Raw genomic sequence first — 17,583 nt, forward strand, 5'->3', positions numbered from 1 at the left:
TACGGTCCCCGTGAGCGCCGTGCTGATGAGCGAATGGAATCCGCGGCGCGACACGTTAAATGACGTCCTTCGCACCGCTTGACAATAGTTCTAGCGGCCCAATCACGGGAGAGAACGCTGAGCGTTACAACACTTGCCGAGATGCGGGGTGAGTTTCACTCACCCAACTTGCAGGAGGAGTATTTCCCGGGTGAACAATTTGGCGACTTCATTTTAGGTGGTAGTGGCGACTGGTACGCCATGGACCGCCTGATGATTGTTCGTCTTTTGATGGCCGTGATCGTCGCCGTGTTCTTCGTCGTCGCAATGCGTCGTCCGAAGCTCGTGCCGACTGGTCTGCAGAACGTTGCGGAGTTGATGCTGGACTTCGTCCGCATCCACATCGCGGAGGAGATTCTGGGTAAGAAGGAGGGGCGTCGTTTCCTTCCGGTTCTGGCCACCATCTTCTTCCTTGTTATCTCGATGAATATTGCGGCTATTATTCCTGGCCTCAATATTTCGCCGAACGCCCGAATCGGTATGCCACTGGTTCTGGCCCTGTTCGCATACGTTGCCTTCATTTACGCGGGCTCGAAGAAGATGGGCTTCTTCAAGTTTGTGAAGTCGGCAGTCGTTATTCCGAACTTGCCACCGGTACTCCACCTCATCGTGGTGCCGATCGAGATTTTCTCCAACTTCGTTCTCCGCCCAGTTACGCTGACCATCCGTCTGATGGCCAACATGCTGGCGGGCCACATGGTTCTAGTCCTGCTTTTCGGTGCCACGAACTTCTTCTTCTGGCAGCTGAATGGTTGGACCGCCCTGTCCGGGTTGACCCTTGTCGCTGCGGTAGCATTCACGCTGTTCGAGATGCTGGTGATTTTCCTGCAGGCATACATCTTTGCCCTGCTGAGCGCCGTCTACATCGAACTGTCGCTGCACGCAGACGAGCACTAACCCATAACTAATGAGGCCGCAAATTCGGCAACAAGGCCTCGCAAACTTAATAGCAAGACCCACTTGACCCACAAAAGCCCCGGGCCTACTTAGAACAATCTTTAATCCGGGGCCATCCTTTAAGAAAGGGAACGGTTCATAATGAACGACGTCATCCTCTCCGCCCAGGACGCTGTCCAGGCTGTCGACACCAACGCTGGCCTGAAGACCATCGGTTACGGTCTGTCCACCCTGGGCCCGGGCCTCGGTATCGGCATCGTCGCCGGCAAGACCGTTGAGGGTATGGCACGCCAGCCTGAGATGGCCGGCCAGCTGCGTACCACCATGTTCCTGGGTATCGCCTTCACTGAGGCTCTCGCCCTGATCGGCCTGGTCGCAGGCTTCGTTTTCTAAGTCCGGACCTTCAAGCGGAGAACACGTAAACCATGACAGATTTCACCTTTTTGCTAGCGGCGGGTGACCTCCCGATGGGAGAGTCCATTAACCCGCTGCTGCCAAAGACCTATGACATCGTCTGGTCCGTTGTCCCGCTGGTAGTTATCCTGGTTCTCTTCTGGAAGCTCGTTCTTCCGAAGTTCCAGGAGGTCCTGACCGAGCGGGAGGACCGGATTGAGGGCGGCATTGAACGCGCTGAAGCTGCACAGGCTGAAGCCAAGGCCGCTCTGGAAAAGTACAACAGTCAGCTCGCAGAGGCCCGTACTGAAGCAGCAAAGATTCGCGACGAAGCCCGTGCACAGGGTCAGCGCATCATTGCAGACGCTACGACCAAGGCTAATGACGAGAGCGCACGAATCATCGAGTCCGGTGAGAAGCAGCTCGCTGCCCAGCGTGAGCAGGTAGTCGCAGAGCTGCGCAAGGAAATGGGCCAGAACTCCATCAATCTCGCTGAGCGCCTTCTGGGCGAGCAGCTTTCCGACGACGTTCGTAACTCGTCGACGATTGACAACTTCTTGTCCAACCTTGACACCGTGGCCCCGGCCGGAAAGTAGGCGACATGCACGCAGCAAGCCGCGAATCCCTGGCAGCCCTTAGCCAGCGACTGGACGCCGCTATCGGTGGCGACAATGTCGCTGTTGCTCAGGCTGCTCAGACTGGTTCCGAGCTTTTCGACATCGTCGAGGTCCTGGACTCCGACCGCGGCCTGCGTGTCGCTGTCGCCGACACCTCGGCGACTGCGGAACAGCGTTCCGGCCTTGTCCGGAGCCTGTTCGCGGGCAAGGTATCTGAGACGACCCTTAACCTCGTCGTGGATGCTGCCGCGCAGGTATGGTCCACCCCGCGTGAAATGCGTAAGGGTTTGGTAGAGCTGGGCCGTCGAGCCCTCCTTCGCTCTGCCGAAGGCCAGGGACAGCTTGAGACTGTTGAGTCTGAGCTGTTCCAACTGGGACACATCCTGGCTGAGCAGTCGCAGCTTGAACAGCTGCTGGCCGACAAGGCCGCAACCCCCGAAGCCAAGCGTGGGCTCCTCGCCTCTGTGCTGTACGGCAAGGTCACTTCCGTGACCGAAACCCTCGCACTGCAGGCTGTTGGCCGCCCATCCAAGCGCCCCGCGGACGACATTGACTCCCTGTCCCGGCTAGCCGCCGGCCTGCGGAACCACGTCGTCGCTCGCGTGACCAGTGCCACGGCCGTCTCTGACGAGCAAGAGCGAGCACTGGCGGACAAGCTCGGCCGAGTCTACGGCAAGGCGATGTCCATCCACACCGTGATCGATAAGTCGATTCTCGGTGGACTGGTCATCCGGGTTGGCGACGAGGTCATCGACGGTAGCCTTTCAACAAAGCTTGAGAAGCTGCGCGTCGGCCTCGGCTGACGGATGGTTTAGACGATTAATCACTGGAAGAATATTACCGAGAGCAGGAAGAACATGGCGGAGCTGACGATCTCCTCCGACGAGATCCGTAGCGCGATTGCGAACTACACCTCGAGCTACTCCCCGGAGGCCTCCCGCGAGGAGGTTGGCGTTGTTATCAGTGCAGCTGATGGTATCGCCCAGGTTTCGGGAATGCCGTCGGTCATGACGAATGAGCTTCTGGAGTTCCCGGGCGGCGTTATTGGCGTCGCTCAGAACCTCGACACCGACAAGGTCGGCGTTGTGGTGCTGGGTAACTTCGAGTCGCTTAAAGAGGGTGACGAGGTAAAGCGGACGGGTGACGTCCTTTCGATTCCGGTCGGGGACAAGTTCCTCGGTCGCGTAATTAACCCCCTGGGCCAGCCGATTGACGGCCTGGGCGACATTGAGGCTGAAGAGGACCGCGTCCTCGAGCTGCAGGCACCGACCGTGCTGCAGCGTCAGCCGGTTGAAGAGCCGATGGCTACTGGTATTAAGGCCATCGACGCAATGACCCCAATTGGTCGTGGTCAGCGTCAGCTGATCATTGGTGACCGTAAGACCGGTAAGACCGCGGTCTGCCTGGACACCATTTTGAACCAGAAGGCTAACTGGGAGTCCGGTGACCCGAGCAAGCAGGTGCGATGCATCTACGTTGCTATCGGTCAGAAGGGCTCCACCATTGCTGGTGTGCGCCAGACTCTCGAGGAGCAGGGCGCACTCGAGTACACCACCATCGTTGCTGCCCCGGCGTCGGATGCCGCAGGCTTCAAGTGGCTTGCACCATTCGCAGGCGCCGCACTGGGTCAGCACTGGATGTACCAGGGCAAGCACGTCCTGGTCATTTACGATGATCTGACTAAGCAGGCAGAGGCATACCGTGCCATCTCGCTGCTGCTGCGTCGCCCGCCGGGACGCGAAGCTTACCCGGGTGACGTCTTCTACCTCCACTCCCGTCTGCTGGAGCGTGCTGCGAAGCTCTCCGACGACATGGGTGCAGGCTCGCTGACCGCACTGCCGATCATCGAGACCAAGGCAAACGACGTGTCGGCCTTCATTCCGACCAACGTCATTTCCATTACCGACGGCCAGGTCTTCCTCGAGTCCGACCTGTTCAACCAGGGTGTCCGCCCGGCTATTAACGTCGGTGTGTCGGTTTCCCGTGTTGGTGGTGCCGCACAGACCAAGGGCATGAAGAAGGTTTCCGGTAACCTGCGTCTGGACCTCGCGTCCTACCGCGACCTGGAAGCATTCGCAATGTTCGCATCCGACCTGGACGATGCCTCCAAGCGTCAGCTGGAGCGCGGTCAGCGTCTGGTTGAGCTGCTGAAGCAGAAGGAAAACCACCCGCAGCCGGTCGAGTACCAGATGACCTCCATCTACCTCGCTGGCGAGGGCGAATTCGACGATGTCCCGGTTGAGGACGTCCGTCGCTTCGAGGCCGAGCTGCTTGAGCACCTGCAGGACACTCAGCCTGCAGTCTTCGAGCAGATTGACGGCGGCGTCGCCTTCTCTGACGAGTCCAAGGCTGCTCTGAAGTCCGCTACCGCTAACTTCAAGAAGTCCTTCCAGACTTCTGAGGGCGCACCGCTGGCTTCCGAGGCTCCGGTCGAGGCACTCGACGAGGGCGAGCTCAAGAAGCAGCAGATTACGGTCTCCCGCAAGACTGCCCAGAACTAGGCAGGTTGAGCTACTCAATGACCGTTTTCGCAATTGAAGGGAGGGAATAGGACATGGCGAATCTTCGTGAACTTCGAGCCCGAATCAAGTCGGTGAACTCGACCAAGAAGATCACCAAGGCCCAGGAGCTTATCGCAACCTCGCGCATTACTAAGGCGCAGCGTCGCGTAGCAGACTCCCAGCCGTACGCCGACGAAATCGAGAAGGTCATCGGACGTCTCGCATCGGCTTCGTCGTTGGATCACCCGATGCTCGTAAAGCGTGAGGGTAACCAGCGTGTTGCAGTCCTGGTTGTCACCAGTGACCGCGGCATGTGTGGCGGCTACAACCACAACGTCCTGAAGAAGGCTGCAGAACTGCGTACCGCTCTGGAAGAGCAGGGGCATGAGGTCGTTCTCTACGTGACTGGCCGTAAGGGCACCGACTACTACGACTTCCGTGGTGTCGAGCTCGCCGGTACGTGGGAGGGCTTCTCCCAGGATCCGGACTACGCCGCAACCCACGACGTGCGTCGTCACCTCATTGATGGTTTCAACGCTACGGCCGAGGGCACTGCCAAGTACCGCGAAGGCCTGCGTGGCACCAACGGCGAGGCCGTTCAGGGCTTCGACCAGGTCCACGTTGTCTACACGGAATTCGTGTCCATGCTTTCTCAGATTCCGCGTGCACACCAGATGCTCCCGATTGAGCCTGTGTACGAGGATGTCGAGATTGCTCAGGGCGAGGACATGCTGTCCGATGGATCAGATGACCTCAAGCCGGACTATGAATTCGAGCCTGATGCAGACACCCTGTTGGCAGAGCTTCTGCCGCAGTACGTGTCCCGCACTCTGTTCGCAGTGATGCTCGAGGCCGCTGCCTCTGAGTCCGCTGCCCGTCGTAACGCTATGAAGTCCGCGACGGACAACGCTACCGAGCTGGTCAAGGACCTCTCGCGTGTTGCTAACCAGGCACGTCAGGCACAGATTACCCAGGAAATCACAGAAATCGTCGGTGGCGCCGGTGCGCTCGACGACAGCGGAGAAAGTGACTAGATATGAGCACAGCTCTAAGTGAGCAGAACACCACCACGGCTGTGGGCCGTGTTGTGCGTGTCATCGGTGCCGTCGTCGACGTGGAGTTCCCGCGTAACGAACTGCCGGCACTTTACAACGCGCTGACCGTGGAAGTTACCCTTCCTTCGGTCGCCAAGACCATTGTCCTCGAGACTGCACAGCACCTCGGTGACAACATGGTTCGTACCATTGCTATGGCTCCGACCGACGGCCTGGTCCGCGGTGCAGAGGTCAAGGACACCGGTAAGCCGATTTCGGTTCCGGTTGGTGACGTCGTCAAGGGTCACGTCTTTAACGCAATGGGCGACTGCCTGGATGAGCCGGGCCTGGGTCGCGATGGTGAGCAGTGGGGCATCCACCGTGAGCCGCCGGCCTTCGACCAGCTCGAGGGCAAGACCGAGATTCTGGAAACCGGTATTAAGGTCATCGACCTGCTGACCCCGTACGTTAAGGGCGGCAAGATTGGTCTGTTCGGTGGTGCCGGTGTCGGTAAGACCGTTCTGATCCAGGAGATGATTACTCGTATTGCACGCGAGTTCTCCGGTACTTCGGTCTTCGCCGGTGTTGGTGAGCGTACCCGTGAGGGCACCGACCTCTTCCTGGAAATGGAAGAGATGGGCGTTCTCCAGGACACCGCCCTCGTCTTCGGCCAGATGGACGAGCCTCCGGGAGTCCGTATGCGCGTCGCGCTGTCGGGTCTGACCATGGCAGAGTACTTCCGCGATGTTCAGCACCAGGACGTGCTGCTCTTCATTGACAACATCTTCCGTTTCACCCAGGCCGGTTCTGAGGTTTCGACCCTGCTGGGTCGTATGCCTTCCGCCGTGGGTTACCAGCCGACCCTGGCTGACGAGATGGGTGTTCTGCAGGAGCGCATTACGTCCACCAAGGGCCGTTCGATTACCTCTCTGCAGGCCGTCTACGTGCCTGCCGATGACTACACCGACCCGGCTCCGGCAACGACCTTCGCCCACCTCGATGCAACCACCGAGCTCGACCGCTCGATTGCATCGAAGGGTATTTACCCGGCAGTGAACCCGCTGACTTCGACTTCTCGTATCCTCGAGCCGTCGATCGTCGGTGAGGAGCACTACCGAGTTGCTCAGCAGGTTATTAACATCCTGCAGAAGAACAAGGAACTCCAGGACATCATCGCCATCCTCGGTATGGACGAGCTGTCTGAGGAGGACAAGGTGACCGTGCAGCGTGCACGTCGTATCCAGCGATTCTTGGGTCAGAGCTTCTTCGTTGCTGAGAAGTTCACGGGTCTGCCTGGTTCGTACGTCCCGCTGAAGGACACCATTGTTGCCTTCGACCGCATCTGCAAGGGCGACTTCGACAACTACCCGGAGATGGCCTTCGACGGCCTGGGTGGCCTCGACGATGTCGAGAAGAAGTACGCTGAAATGCAGAAGAAGTAAGGGGCATCCTCATGGCTGAAATCACCGCTGAACTGGTTGCCGTTGAGCGACCGCTCTGGAAGGGCAAGGCCACCTTGGTCTCTGCCCAGACCACCGAGGGTGAGATCGGCGTGCTGCCCGGACACCAGCCGTTGCTTGGCCAGCTGGTCAACAACGGCACGGTGACCATCAAGACCGCAGACGGCAAGGTTCTTGTCGCTTCGGTACAGGGTGGGTTCATTTCCGTGTCTACCTCGAAGGTTTCGATCCTCGCGGATAAGGCAATCTGGGCTGACGAGGTTAACCTCTCCGAGGCCGAGTCCAACCTGACTTCGGATGACCCTGCAGTAAAGGCACAGGCTGAGTCGGAGGTCCGCGCGGCTCGTCGCGCTTCCACCAACTAGTCTTTTCGCCTGAACATCCGGTCGCACGACCGTATTCTTCCTGCTTCTTTAAACGGGGCGGGGAGCTCGCAAGAGAAATCTTGCCAGCTTCCCGCCCCGTTTTTCTTAGTTATTTTTCATGTCAGTGCAACAATCGGGTAGGGTTTGTAAAAAGCCTCTAAAGCGCTTTTGAACCAAGGTTCGTCGTCTATTCACCCGGATGCGAGGCTGGCAGATAGTGTTTTCAAGCGTAACCATGATGTCAATCATGTTCATGATTATCGGTGCGATGTTGATCGTCGGCGGGGTCCTTGCCCTGTGGCGTTTCGCCAGCCTGCATGCAAAAGGTACTCCTGTTATTGCTCGTCGCCTTCCTGCAGGTGATGGCAGTCATTGGCGCCATGGTGTCATTGTTTATTCAGAGTCGACGTTGAAGATGTACAAGCTACGTTCGCTGCGTCCTGGCTGTGATGCCGAATTTGCCCGTCACGATGTCACTATTGTGGATCGCCGAGATCCGACTGACATCGAGGCGGGTTTTTTCGCGCCCGGGCTTCGGGTAGTCAGGATTAAAACGGGGAAAAATACCGAATGGGAGTTTGCCGTGGACTCGTCCTCGGACACTGCGCTGGTGGCGTGGGTGGAGTCGAAGCCGTCGTCACGCCAGACTCGTGAGTTTCCTACAGATATTGAGCGACGCTTCCGTTCGGCTTATAACCGTGGCCGGGGAAGTCAGTACTAGTCTCTTACGACAGGCTATTGCTAAGGCTCTAGTGGGTATTGTTTTCTCCCGCGCGGCAGTCACGTTAGGGTAGGGGAATGCGCCTTGTGATTGCTGAATGCACTGTTGACTATGTCGGTCGCTTGAATGCCCATCTGCCTCATGCCCCGCGCTTGCTGTTGGTGAAAGCAGATGGGTCAGTTTCTGTGCATGCCGACGACCGTGCATATAAGCCTCTGAACTGGATGACACCGCCGTGCACGCTGACGGAGAAGGATATTCTCGACGAGTCGGGGGAAGACACTGGTGAAAAGCTCTGGGTCGTTGAGAATAAGAAGGGCGAGCAACTTCGTATCACTATCGGCAAGGTGCTGGCTGATAGCACGTACGAACTGGGAGAGGACCCTGGCCTGGAGAAGGACGGGGTAGAAGCGCATCTACAGGAACTCCTTGCAGATCAGTTCACAACGTTTGGCGAGGGCTACACCCTGATTAGGCGCGAATACCCAACCCCGATCGGACCGGTGGATCTGCTTGGCCGCGATGAAAACGGCGCCACCGTTGCAGTCGAGGTTAAGCGTCGGGGCGGTATCGATGGTGTTGAGCAGCTAACCCGTTACTTGGAGATGCTGAACCGCGATGAGCTGCTGGCACCGGTGGAAGGGATTTTTGCTGCCCAGGAGATTAAGCCACAGGCCAAGACTCTGGCAGAGGATCGTGGGATTCGCTGTGTGACCGTGGATTACGACGCCCTGCGTGGCCTGGAGTCCAACGAATTGCGGTTGTTCTAGCCATGCCTAGGCGAAACCACAAGCGGCGCGGTAATCAACGAGGCAACCAACGCGGCGGGCGTAATAACCACGGCCAGAATCGCGGCAGCCTGCCCACATTTGGCAGTTCTTTCCAAAACACCCGCACTGAATCTGGGCCTGCCGGTTGGCAGGACGTGGACTTTGCGGTGCGTAACATCAGCGCTGGACAGTCGAACAAGGTTTATCGCTGTCCAGGGTGCGACCAGGAAATCATGCCCGGGACCTCGCACATCGTAGCTTGGCCGCAGGATTATGGTGCAGGCGCCGATGACCGGCGCCATTGGCACACTAACTGCTGGCGCAACAGAGCTCACCGCACTATCACGCGCCGCTGGGGATAGATTTACTTAGCCGGCTCAACGAGCTCCAGCAGGACGCCACCGGCATCCTTCGGGTGGATGAAGTTGATGCGCGAACCTGCGGTACCGATCTTCGGCTCCGGGTACAGCACCCGGGTGCCCTGCTCCTTCAGGTGCGCCATCAGCGCCTCCAGATCAGTGACGCGAACTGCGTACTGCTGGATTCCTGGCCCCTTCTTGTCCAGGTACTTTGCAATCGTGGACTGGTCATTCAGTGGCGCAAGAATCTGAACCAGAGTGCCACCTTCAACCTTGTCGGCCGGGCCGACCATGGCCTCGTGGACGCCCTGCTCTTCATTGACTTCATCGTGGTAGTTGATGAAACCAAGATTTGCGCGGTACCACTCAATAGCGGCATCAAAATCCGGGACTGCGACGCCGACGTGATCAACAGCGACTACGTACTTATGGGGAACGGGAATCTGTGTCTCACTCATAGTTCCCAGGGTACTCGCTATTATCGGCGCCATGATTGTCGCATTTTCTGTTGCCCCCACTTTCTCCGATCCTGAGCAGGGAATGGCTGAGGCTGTTGCTGAAGCCGTGCGTGTTGTGCGCGAATCTGGCCTGCCCAACGAGACCAATGCCATGTTCACCCTTGTTGAAGGCGAATGGGATGAGGTGATGGATGTCATTAAGCGAGCCACGGAAGCAGTCAGCCGTGTCAGTCCACGAACTTCTCTGGTCATCAAGGCGGACATTCGTAACGGATATACCGGGCAGCTGCGTGCGAAAGTGGATGCGGTCGAGGATGTGCTAAAAGCCACCGACTAGTCTCTTGTTCGGATTGGACACGTAGGCTCTACATAGGTCTTCACATAGGCTTTACGACGACACTGGAGAGGAACCCTTTTACGATGCCAGCTGGACATGGTCACGCACATGGCCATTCTCATGGTCACTCGCATGGAGCACACGGTCACCGCGAGTGCTCGACTCCGCCACCACCGCCCGGCACGGTTGATTTGGAGCAGCTCCACCAGCGCGCCGAAGCCGAACGTAAGCGCCGAGAGGAGATCGAGCGGGCAACCAGTGATCAGGGAAATGGGCTTCCTCCTGTAGTTGAGATTGTCCCGCAGACCCTTGAGGCAGAAGTCGTTCTGCGCTCGGAGCAGGTACCGGTTATTGTCTTGATCGGCATGGCTGGAGCAGCTGATTCGTTGCGTCTTCGGGCTGAGCTAGAAGGCTTGGCCCGTGAGGCTAATTTGAACTGGATCCTGGCGTGGGCAGATGCTGAGGAGCATCCGCAGCTGGCCCAGGCATTCGGTGTGCAGGCAGTGCCGACAGTCACGGCTGTGGCTATGGGCAGTCCCATTGGCATGTTTGTCGGCGAGAAAACCAGGGATTGGCTGGAGCAGTGGCTGGCGCAGGTTATGGAGGCCACTCGGGGTCGTCTCAAGGGGTTGCCGGCGGGAACTCGTATGGCTGGGGAGGGCAGCGGACCGGAGGCTCCGGAGCCTACTGACTTCTTCGGCAATCCCGTACCCACCGATGACCCGCGTTTGGAGCAGGCCGAAGAGTTGCTCGAGGAGGGCGATTTCGACGGAGCGTTGGAGCTGTATGACGCCATGCTGCAGTCCGAGCCCGCAAATCAGGGGCTGAAGCGCGCCCACGCGAATGTGTCCTTCTTCGCCCGCGCTGCCAAGATTGATCGCAGCGCAGATCCAATTGCAAAGGCCGACGCTGCGCCGAAGGACGTCGCGCTCGCCCTCGATGCCGCGGATGTCACGATGCTTGTCGACGATCCAGCGAAGGCGCTCGATCGTTTGTTGAAGTTGCTCCCGCAGGTGTTTGGCGATGACCGTGAGGCCATCAAGTCGCGTCTACTAGAGCTGCTTGTGCTATTCGATACCGCAGATCCAGTGGCATTGGATGCACGCCGGAGGATGGCTAGCGCACTGTACTAGGAGTACTGGACTAGGGGCACTGTACTAGGAGCCTGGAAAGCGCTCAGGCTCCTAGCTTGAAGCGTCGGTGTATGGCCAGTCATCCGGAGCCATGAAGTAGTAGACGCTGCCCATTACAGCGGCCATAAACGCCATTAGCAACAGGAAAAGTGTTGCTTTCATTGCCACATGACGCTCCGCATACCAGGCGTAAAAGGCGTCCAATTTTGCTGCCAACCAGATGTTCAGGCGACGTGTCGGCGGATGCACCAACGAGAGAATTCCCAGTGCAACAAAGATGCAGAGCCATCCGGGAGCAGGAGTTGGCAAAATGATAATGCCAACAATGAGCAATACGAAGCCTGCGACGAGAAGAACCGGGGAGAGTACCGGCCCATACCAGGTGTTGCGCATATGGGCATGGCGAATCTGCATGCGGTCCATCAAGCGATGTACCTTTTCCTTCATTGCGATTCACTTCCTCCGATTTTCGGTGCCGTGCGCTATTTCTAGCAGCGGTCTCGGACGAGGCATCGTTGAAGCATTAAGCATCAAATGTGCAGCTCAACTGCCTGGGTGCACCGTTGGACATTGATTCTTTTAATCATGTCTATATTTAATCCATTGTTGCACAAAAGCTGCGCCCCAGTGCAACGAGATTTTTCGGAAGGTGGTAATCTTCCAACAGTTCTCAGTGGTTTACAGCAGTTACCACTGCATCTCATCCACCTGTTCACCTCAGACAGTTCATACTGCGCTAGGTGCCTTTGGTCTTCAGTTTTCTGCAGCCAGGAGTTTTGCATGCGACTTCGCCCCAAAGCCCTTCGCGCTACTTCCGCCTCGGTCATTGTTGCGCTTTCGGCCTCGACTCTGTTGGCGGGGTGCACCATCGATGTCCCAAGCACCACCGGGTCCAAGGCCACCACTGCTACCACAAAACCTAATGCTCCAGATAACGGTTGGGATGCTTCCGAGGAAGTCACCTGGTCTGATGCACAGGACGTCCTCGATACTGCGGCTAAGAGTTTCTCCGACAACTATGGCATTGATTTAGGTGTCTATTTGCGTGTCATTGACGGTCCATACAAAGGGCTCACGGCGTCGGTAGGCGAGGATACGAAGGAGTACTCCGCATCGACCATCAAGGCTCCGTTAGTGGTTACTGCGCTGAAGAAATTCGGCGATGACCTAGACAAGACGGTGACGGTCGATTGGGACAATGGTGTTGGCGGAAGCGTGATTGGCCCTGGCCAATACACGCTCGACGGGCTGTTGCAGTACGTGATGCGGTATTCGGACAACACCGCGGCGAATGGGTTGATTGACGCTGTCGGTGGTTTCGACGAGGTCAACAAAACCATCAAGGAAGCCGGTGTTGATGACAAGCGCTACCACCTGGGCAACAAGTTCAACATCCCCAATCCCAGCGGTGATCGGTCCTGGTTTACTCCCTCTCAAGCTGCGCTGTTCATGGCACGTCTCCAGGAAGTGGCCGATGGCACCTCAAAGCACAACTTCATTACCAAGGACACGGCACAAACTGCATTGACCTACCTCACTTACGGTGGTTCGCAGAAGTTTGTGATGTACGTCGGCTCCGCGGTCCAGAAGACCGGTGACACTGCCGAGGGCGTTAATGACCACGGTATTTTGTACACCGCAGCCGGACCCATCGCTTACGCCATTACGACGCGCTTTGATGAGGTGCCGCTCAATGAGCTTACCGACGGACTGCTCGGCCAGCTGGGTTCCCAAATAGCCCCGCTGCTGCCGGATTACAATCGCCTTGGTGAGGATGGCAAGCCACTGAGTGCTAAGCAGGCTGCGACGTGGAGTGCAGATGAGGATGGCGACGGCATTCCGGATCGCATCGGAACCGACAGCATGGATGGATCCGCGTACACCGATGATTCAGATTCTGCGAATTACAACGAATCTTTGGAACCTGACTGGTTCAATCCGTTCCGAGGATAAAACCTGGATACGCTCCCTAAAACAAAATTGCCCGTGAGTCAGGTTTTCAGGCCGAAACTCAGATCACTGAAAACCGTGCAGCACGGGCAATTCCTATGAGATTGTCTTTTGTTTGGCTTGATTCGGGACTAGCCCTGCCACTTCAGCCAAACGGCGGTGTTGGCCGGCAGCACCAAATCAATCGAGTGAGCCTGGCCGTTCCAACCGTGCTCAACCGCGGTCACAGTACCGTTTTCACCGTAGCCGGAGCCCTCGTAACGCGATGCGTTTGTGTTCAGGATCTCCGTCCATTGACCACCGCGCGGTACGCCAATCTTGTAGATTTCCTGCGTGGTTCCCGACAGGTTATAGACACAGGCGACGACCGATCCATCGGTGCCGTAACGGACAAAGGACACAACATTGTTTGTGGAATCATCCGCGTTAATCCACTGGAAGCCCTCTGGGCGGTCATCCTGGGTGTAGAACGCCGGGTTTTCCTTGTAGATGGCGTTGATGTCCTTAACCAGCAGCTGAATGCCGCGGTGGAATTCGCCGCTCCAACCTTCGAGGTTGTCCCAAGCCACGGACTCATCGTGGTTCCACTCGTGGTTCTGGCCAAGATCCTGACCCTGGAATAGAAGCTGCTTGCCCGGGTGTGCCCACATGAAGGTCAGGAAAGTACGTAGGCCTGCGGCCTTATCCCAATCGCCGCCCGGCATGCGCTCCCACAGCGAGCCCTTGCCGTGCACGACCTCGTCGTGGCTAATCGGCAGAATGAACTCTTCCGAGTAGGCGTAGACCATAGCGAAAGTGAGCTCATGGTGGTGGTAGGAGCGGTAAATCGGCTCCTTGCTGAAGTACTCCAGCGTGTCATTCATCCAGCCCATGTTCCACTTCATAGAGAAGCCCAAGCCACCGTGCTCGGTAGGTGCGGTCACACCCGGCCAAGAAGTGGATTCTTCGGCCACGGTGAGGAAGCCCGGGTTGTGCTTGTGTACCGTGGCGTTGAATTCCTGCAGGAACTGAACAGCATCGAGGTTTTCACGGCCACCGTACTGGTTCGGCAGCCACTCGCCTTCATTGCGGGAGTAGTCCAGGTACAGCATGGAAGCCACTGCGTCGACGCGCAGACCGTCGATGTGGAACTCTTCCGCCCAGTACAGTGCGTTGGCGTAGAGGAAGTTGCGTACCTCGTTGCGGCCGAAGTCGAAAACGTAGGTGCCCCAGTCGCGCTGCTCGCCGCGGCGCCAGTCCGGGTGCTCGTAGCAAGCCGTGCCATCGAAGCGGGCAAGTGCGAACTCGTCCTTCGGGAAGTGCCCCGGAACCCAGTCCATGATGACACCGATGCCAGCGGCGTGGAAGGCATCAACTAGACCGCGGAACTGATCTGGGGTGCCGAAGCGGCTGGTCGGAGCGTAGTAGCCGGAAACCTGATAACCCCAGGAACCGGTGAACGGGTGCTCACATACCGGCATGAACTCCACGTGGGTGTAGCCCATGTCGACCACGTAGCGCACCAGCTTCTCCGCCATAACTTCGTAGCTCAGGCCCTGCTTCCAGGAACCCAAGTGGACCTCGTAGATAGAGATGGGCTCTTCGGTCCAGTCAGTGTTGGCGCGCTTTTCCATCCACGCTTGGTCACCCCAGGCGTAGTCAGAGGTCGCAACAATCGACCCGGTAGCCGGTGGGAGCTCAGCAGCACGCGCCATAGGGTCGGCCTTATCGCGGCGCTGTCCCTCCGGTGTCGTGATCGCGAACTTGTAGACTTCGCCCTCACCCACACCCGGGATGAACAGCTCCCAGATACCTGCGCCACCCATAGAGCGCATTGGGTACTGCGCGCCGTTCCACATACAGAAGTCACCGACCACGGCGACGCCGCGTGCGTTCGGAGCCCAGACCGTAAACGAGGTGCCTTCGACCGTACCCAGCTCTGTGTCGTAACTGCGAAGGTGAGCACCGAGAACCTTCCACAGTTCCTCATGACGTCCCTCGCCGATTAGGTGTAGGTCACCAGCGCCGATAGTGGGGAGGAAACGGTAGCCGTCGGCACGCTCTACGGTCTCGCCGGAGTCCCACGTAATGCGCAGGCGGTAGTCGAAGTCATCGCCGCCTGGGACGAGGGCGGTGAAGAAACCGTCGCCCAGGTTCTCCGCTTCAAACTCGCCGCGCGTGCTGACGACAGTAACTGCCTGAGCGCCGAAGACCCTCGTGCGAATAACCGTGTCACCGTCCACGACGTGTGCGCCGTAGATGCTGTGCGGATCGTGATGGGTGCAGTAGCGCAGGCGATCCATATCGCCGGAATCAATTGCGAGGCGGGGATCTGTGTGGGCTCCCATGGAAGGTCCTTCCGAAGCGTTTCTAGGTAGGTGAATGTGAAGTTGTTGAGTTAAGTTTTAAAGAAATAGAGGGAGGTAGGGGACAGTGGGCTGCTAACTCACCCGCCAGCCTAACGACGAATCGTTGCGACAGTGGTCAGGTCAGCGGCCCACTAACCCCGAAAGTTCCCAGCAAGCGTTCTAGCCCTCGTAGTCGGGGACGTCGCGCCAAGCCAACTTGTGGCGGAGCTTGACATCGATTTCCGGCAGCTTGATGATGTGCGCGACGTTTTCCCACGGTGCCAGGCGGACGTAGTTGTCCTTGCCCCAGTTGAACTGGTTGCCGGTAATCAGGTCAGTGACATCCATGCGGTCGTGGTTGCGGAGCCCGATGCAATCCATGTCGAGGTGCACGGTAGCTTCCTGGGCATTCCATGGATCGAGGTTGAGGACAACGAGGATGGCATCGCCGGTGACCGGATCGAGCTTCGAGTAAGCCAGCAGGTTGTCATTGTCGATGTCGTGGAAGTGCAGGTTGCGCAGCTGCTGCAGAGCAGGGTGCTCGCGGCGAATCTTGTTCAGCGTGGCAATGAACGGCTCCAGCGAGTTGCCGGTGGCCAGTGCCTGGTCGTAATCGCGGCTGCGGAGCTGGTACTTCTCGCTGTCGAGGTACTCCTCGGAGCCCTCCTTGACCGGAACGTTTTCAAACAGCTCGAAGCCGGAGTACATGCCCCACAGCGGAGATAGGGTTGAAGCCAGCGCGGCGCGGATGGCGAAGGCGCCACGGCCGCCCTTGACCAGGAAGTCATGCAGAATATCGGGGGTATTGACCCATAGGGATGGGCGAGCGATGTCCGCATGGCGGGTAATCTCCTCGCCGAATTCGGTCAGCTCTTCCTTCGTAGTCTTCCACGGGAAGTAGATGTAGGACTGAGTGAAGCCAGCCTTGGCCAGGCCGTAGAGGCGGGCCGGGGCGGTGAAGGCCTCGGCGAGGAAGATGACCTCCGGGTTGGTTTCGTGAACGGTTTCAATCAGCCATTCCCAGAAGTTGCCCGGCTTGGTGTGGGGGTTATCCACGCGGAAGACCTTGACTCCACGCTTGACCCAAAACTTCACTACACGCAGAACCTCTGCGTACAGGCCCTTGGCATCGTTGTCGAAATTCAGCGGGTAGATGTCCTGGTACTTCTTCGGCGGATTCTCGGCGTAGGCAATGGTGCCGTCCGGCAGCACGGTGAACCACTCCGGGTGAGCCTTAGCCCAGGGGTGGTCCGGTGCACACTGGAGCGCTAGGTCGATAGCGACCTCGAGGTCGCGCTCCTTAGCAGCCTTGATGAATTCCTTGAAGTCCTTTTCGTCACCGAGGCTCGGGTGGATGGCGTCGTGGCCACCTTCTGCGGAGCCGATAGCCCACGGAGATCCGACATCGCCCGGTTCCGGGGTCAGGGTGTTGTTGCGACCCTTGCGGTTGATTTCACCGATTGGGTGAATCGGGGGCAGATAGACCGTGTCGAAGCCCATGCGCTGAGCGCGATCAAGCTGTGCAACCGCAGTCTTGAATGTGCCGTGCAGCAGCTCGCCATTTTCGCCGTAACCACCGTTGGAACGGGGGAAGAACTCATACCAAGAGGAGTACAGGGCTTCGCGGCGGTCAACCTTGATCTTGCGGGTCTTTCCGCGGGTCAAAAGGTCGCGCACCGGGTGCGCCTGCAAAATGGCGCGGGTCTCGTCGGAAAGCGCGGCTGCAATGCGGGCGCGAAGATCGCCGTCGCCGCGCAGACCTGCGGCGATGGAGCGTAGGTGGTTGCGGTGGATAGCAGCGGCACCAGCGGCGGCGCGGTCGAAGAGAGCGGCGCCAATTTCTAGATCATTAGCGAGTTCAGCTTCGCTCTGACCGGCCTCGAACTTCTTGGTGATAGCGTTGCGCCACGTTGCCATCGGGTCGGACCAGGCATCAATGCGAATGGTCCACAGCCCCGGAACGTCTGGGACGAAGGTGGCATTGACCTGATTTGGATCATGGTCAGAAAAGTGCATTGGGATGCGCTGTGAGCGGGAAGCAAAAGCTGATTTCTTCGGCCCCTTGACGTTGAGCGTGGCGTTCATCGCGTCGTGGCCTTCTCGCCAAATGACGGCAAAGGTTGGGACGACTTCACCCACTACGGCCTTCGATGGAGTTGCACCACCGTTGATTTGAGGACGGATGTCATCAATACCGATTCGACCAGTCATAAAAGACGTTC

At 58.2% G+C, this 17,583-nt stretch carries 17 protein-coding genes; 13 read left to right on the forward strand and 4 right to left on the reverse strand.

The window, feature by feature from the left end; translation table 11 throughout:
* Nucleotides 1–141: 141 nt before the first annotated feature.
* The 10 genes from atpB to nucS all read left to right on the forward strand — a co-directional run bounded on the left by atpB (nucleotide 142) and on the right by nucS (nucleotide 8,797).
* Nucleotides 142–936: a F0F1 ATP synthase subunit A gene (gene atpB, locus HMPREF1206_RS05995; protein ID WP_016422455.1), complete on the forward strand. Its 795-nt coding sequence runs from the start codon at nucleotides 142–144 to the stop codon at nucleotides 934–936.
* A gap of 141 nt (nucleotides 937–1,077) precedes the next feature.
* The gene (locus HMPREF1206_RS06000; RefSeq protein WP_016422456.1) at nucleotides 1,078–1,329 is read left to right on the forward strand and encodes an ATP synthase F0 subunit C; all 252 of its coding nucleotides are present in this window, start codon (nucleotides 1,078–1,080) and stop codon (nucleotides 1,327–1,329) included.
* A 32-nt stretch (nucleotides 1,330–1,361) separates the two neighbouring features.
* Nucleotides 1,362–1,925 carry a F0F1 ATP synthase subunit B gene (locus HMPREF1206_RS06005; RefSeq protein WP_005509352.1) on the forward strand — a complete coding sequence of 188 codons (564 nt, stop codon included), beginning with the start codon at nucleotides 1,362–1,364 and terminating at the stop codon, nucleotides 1,923–1,925.
* A 5-nt stretch (nucleotides 1,926–1,930) separates the two neighbouring features.
* On the forward strand, nucleotides 1,931–2,749 hold the full coding sequence (locus tag HMPREF1206_RS06010) for a F0F1 ATP synthase subunit delta (RefSeq protein WP_016422457.1): 819 nt from the start codon (nucleotides 1,931–1,933) through the stop codon (nucleotides 2,747–2,749).
* A gap of 54 nt (nucleotides 2,750–2,803) precedes the next feature.
* Complete coding sequence (gene atpA, locus HMPREF1206_RS06015) at nucleotides 2,804–4,447, forward strand: F0F1 ATP synthase subunit alpha (RefSeq protein WP_005509387.1); 1,644 nt, start codon at nucleotides 2,804–2,806, stop codon at nucleotides 4,445–4,447.
* Nucleotides 4,448–4,500: 53 nt separating this feature from the next.
* The gene (locus HMPREF1206_RS06020) at nucleotides 4,501–5,481 is read left to right on the forward strand and encodes a F0F1 ATP synthase subunit gamma (RefSeq protein WP_005509705.1); all 981 of its coding nucleotides are present in this window, start codon (nucleotides 4,501–4,503) and stop codon (nucleotides 5,479–5,481) included.
* Nucleotides 5,482–5,483: 2 nt separating this feature from the next.
* Nucleotides 5,484–6,923 (forward strand): F0F1 ATP synthase subunit beta, encoded by a 1,440-nt coding sequence (atpD, locus tag HMPREF1206_RS06025; RefSeq protein ID WP_016422458.1) that lies wholly within the window; start codon nucleotides 5,484–5,486, stop codon nucleotides 6,921–6,923.
* 11 nt (nucleotides 6,924–6,934) lie between these two features.
* Nucleotides 6,935–7,306, forward strand: coding sequence for a F0F1 ATP synthase subunit epsilon (locus HMPREF1206_RS06030; protein ID WP_016422459.1), 372 nt, complete (start codon nucleotides 6,935–6,937; stop codon nucleotides 7,304–7,306).
* A gap of 217 nt (nucleotides 7,307–7,523) precedes the next feature.
* Complete coding sequence (locus HMPREF1206_RS06035) at nucleotides 7,524–8,027, forward strand: DUF2550 domain-containing protein (RefSeq protein WP_016422460.1); 504 nt, start codon at nucleotides 7,524–7,526, stop codon at nucleotides 8,025–8,027.
* Nucleotides 8,028–8,104: 77 nt separating this feature from the next.
* Nucleotides 8,105–8,797 (forward strand): endonuclease NucS, encoded by a 693-nt coding sequence (nucS, locus tag HMPREF1206_RS06040; RefSeq protein ID WP_005509457.1) that lies wholly within the window; start codon nucleotides 8,105–8,107, stop codon nucleotides 8,795–8,797.
* Between the two features lie 364 nt (nucleotides 8,798–9,161).
* On the opposite strand, the gene mce is transcribed toward nucS, so the two are convergent.
* Nucleotides 9,162–9,614 carry a methylmalonyl-CoA epimerase gene (mce, locus tag HMPREF1206_RS06045; RefSeq protein ID WP_005509354.1) on the reverse strand — a complete coding sequence of 151 codons (453 nt, stop codon included), beginning with the start codon at nucleotides 9,612–9,614 and terminating at the stop codon, nucleotides 9,162–9,164.
* Between the two features lie 31 nt (nucleotides 9,615–9,645).
* Here mce and HMPREF1206_RS06050 point away from each other — a divergent pair, with 31 nt between their 5' ends.
* Nucleotides 9,646–9,951 (forward strand): thiamine-binding protein, encoded by a 306-nt coding sequence (locus tag HMPREF1206_RS06050; protein ID WP_016422461.1) that lies wholly within the window; start codon nucleotides 9,646–9,648, stop codon nucleotides 9,949–9,951.
* Nucleotides 9,952–10,034: 83 nt separating this feature from the next.
* The gene (locus HMPREF1206_RS06055) at nucleotides 10,035–11,084 is read left to right on the forward strand and encodes a co-chaperone YbbN (protein WP_016422462.1); all 1,050 of its coding nucleotides are present in this window, start codon (nucleotides 10,035–10,037) and stop codon (nucleotides 11,082–11,084) included.
* A gap of 51 nt (nucleotides 11,085–11,135) precedes the next feature.
* On the opposite strand, the gene HMPREF1206_RS06060 is transcribed toward HMPREF1206_RS06055, so the two are convergent.
* Entirely contained in the window at nucleotides 11,136–11,531 is a 396-nt protein-coding gene (locus tag HMPREF1206_RS06060) for a TIGR02611 family protein (RefSeq protein WP_016422463.1), read from the reverse strand.
* Nucleotides 11,532–11,864: 333 nt separating this feature from the next.
* Here HMPREF1206_RS06060 and HMPREF1206_RS06065 point away from each other — a divergent pair, with 333 nt between their 5' ends.
* Complete coding sequence (locus tag HMPREF1206_RS06065) at nucleotides 11,865–13,037, forward strand: serine hydrolase (protein ID WP_016422464.1); 1,173 nt, start codon at nucleotides 11,865–11,867, stop codon at nucleotides 13,035–13,037.
* A gap of 128 nt (nucleotides 13,038–13,165) precedes the next feature.
* Here the strand turns inward: HMPREF1206_RS06065 and glgB are convergent, their stop codons facing one another.
* Nucleotides 13,166–15,361 (reverse strand): 1,4-alpha-glucan branching protein GlgB, encoded by a 2,196-nt coding sequence (gene glgB, locus HMPREF1206_RS06070; protein WP_016422465.1) that lies wholly within the window; start codon nucleotides 15,359–15,361, stop codon nucleotides 13,166–13,168.
* Between the two features lie 180 nt (nucleotides 15,362–15,541).
* Nucleotides 15,542–17,572 carry an alpha-1,4-glucan--maltose-1-phosphate maltosyltransferase gene (locus HMPREF1206_RS06075; protein ID WP_016422466.1) on the reverse strand — a complete coding sequence of 677 codons (2,031 nt, stop codon included), beginning with the start codon at nucleotides 17,570–17,572 and terminating at the stop codon, nucleotides 15,542–15,544.
* Nucleotides 17,573–17,583 lie beyond the last annotated feature (11 nt).

Origin of the sequence: Corynebacterium sp. HFH0082, from assembly GCF_000411235.1 — a bacterium.
Taxonomy (GTDB): domain Bacteria; phylum Actinomycetota; class Actinomycetes; order Mycobacteriales; family Mycobacteriaceae; genus Corynebacterium; species Corynebacterium jeikeium_D.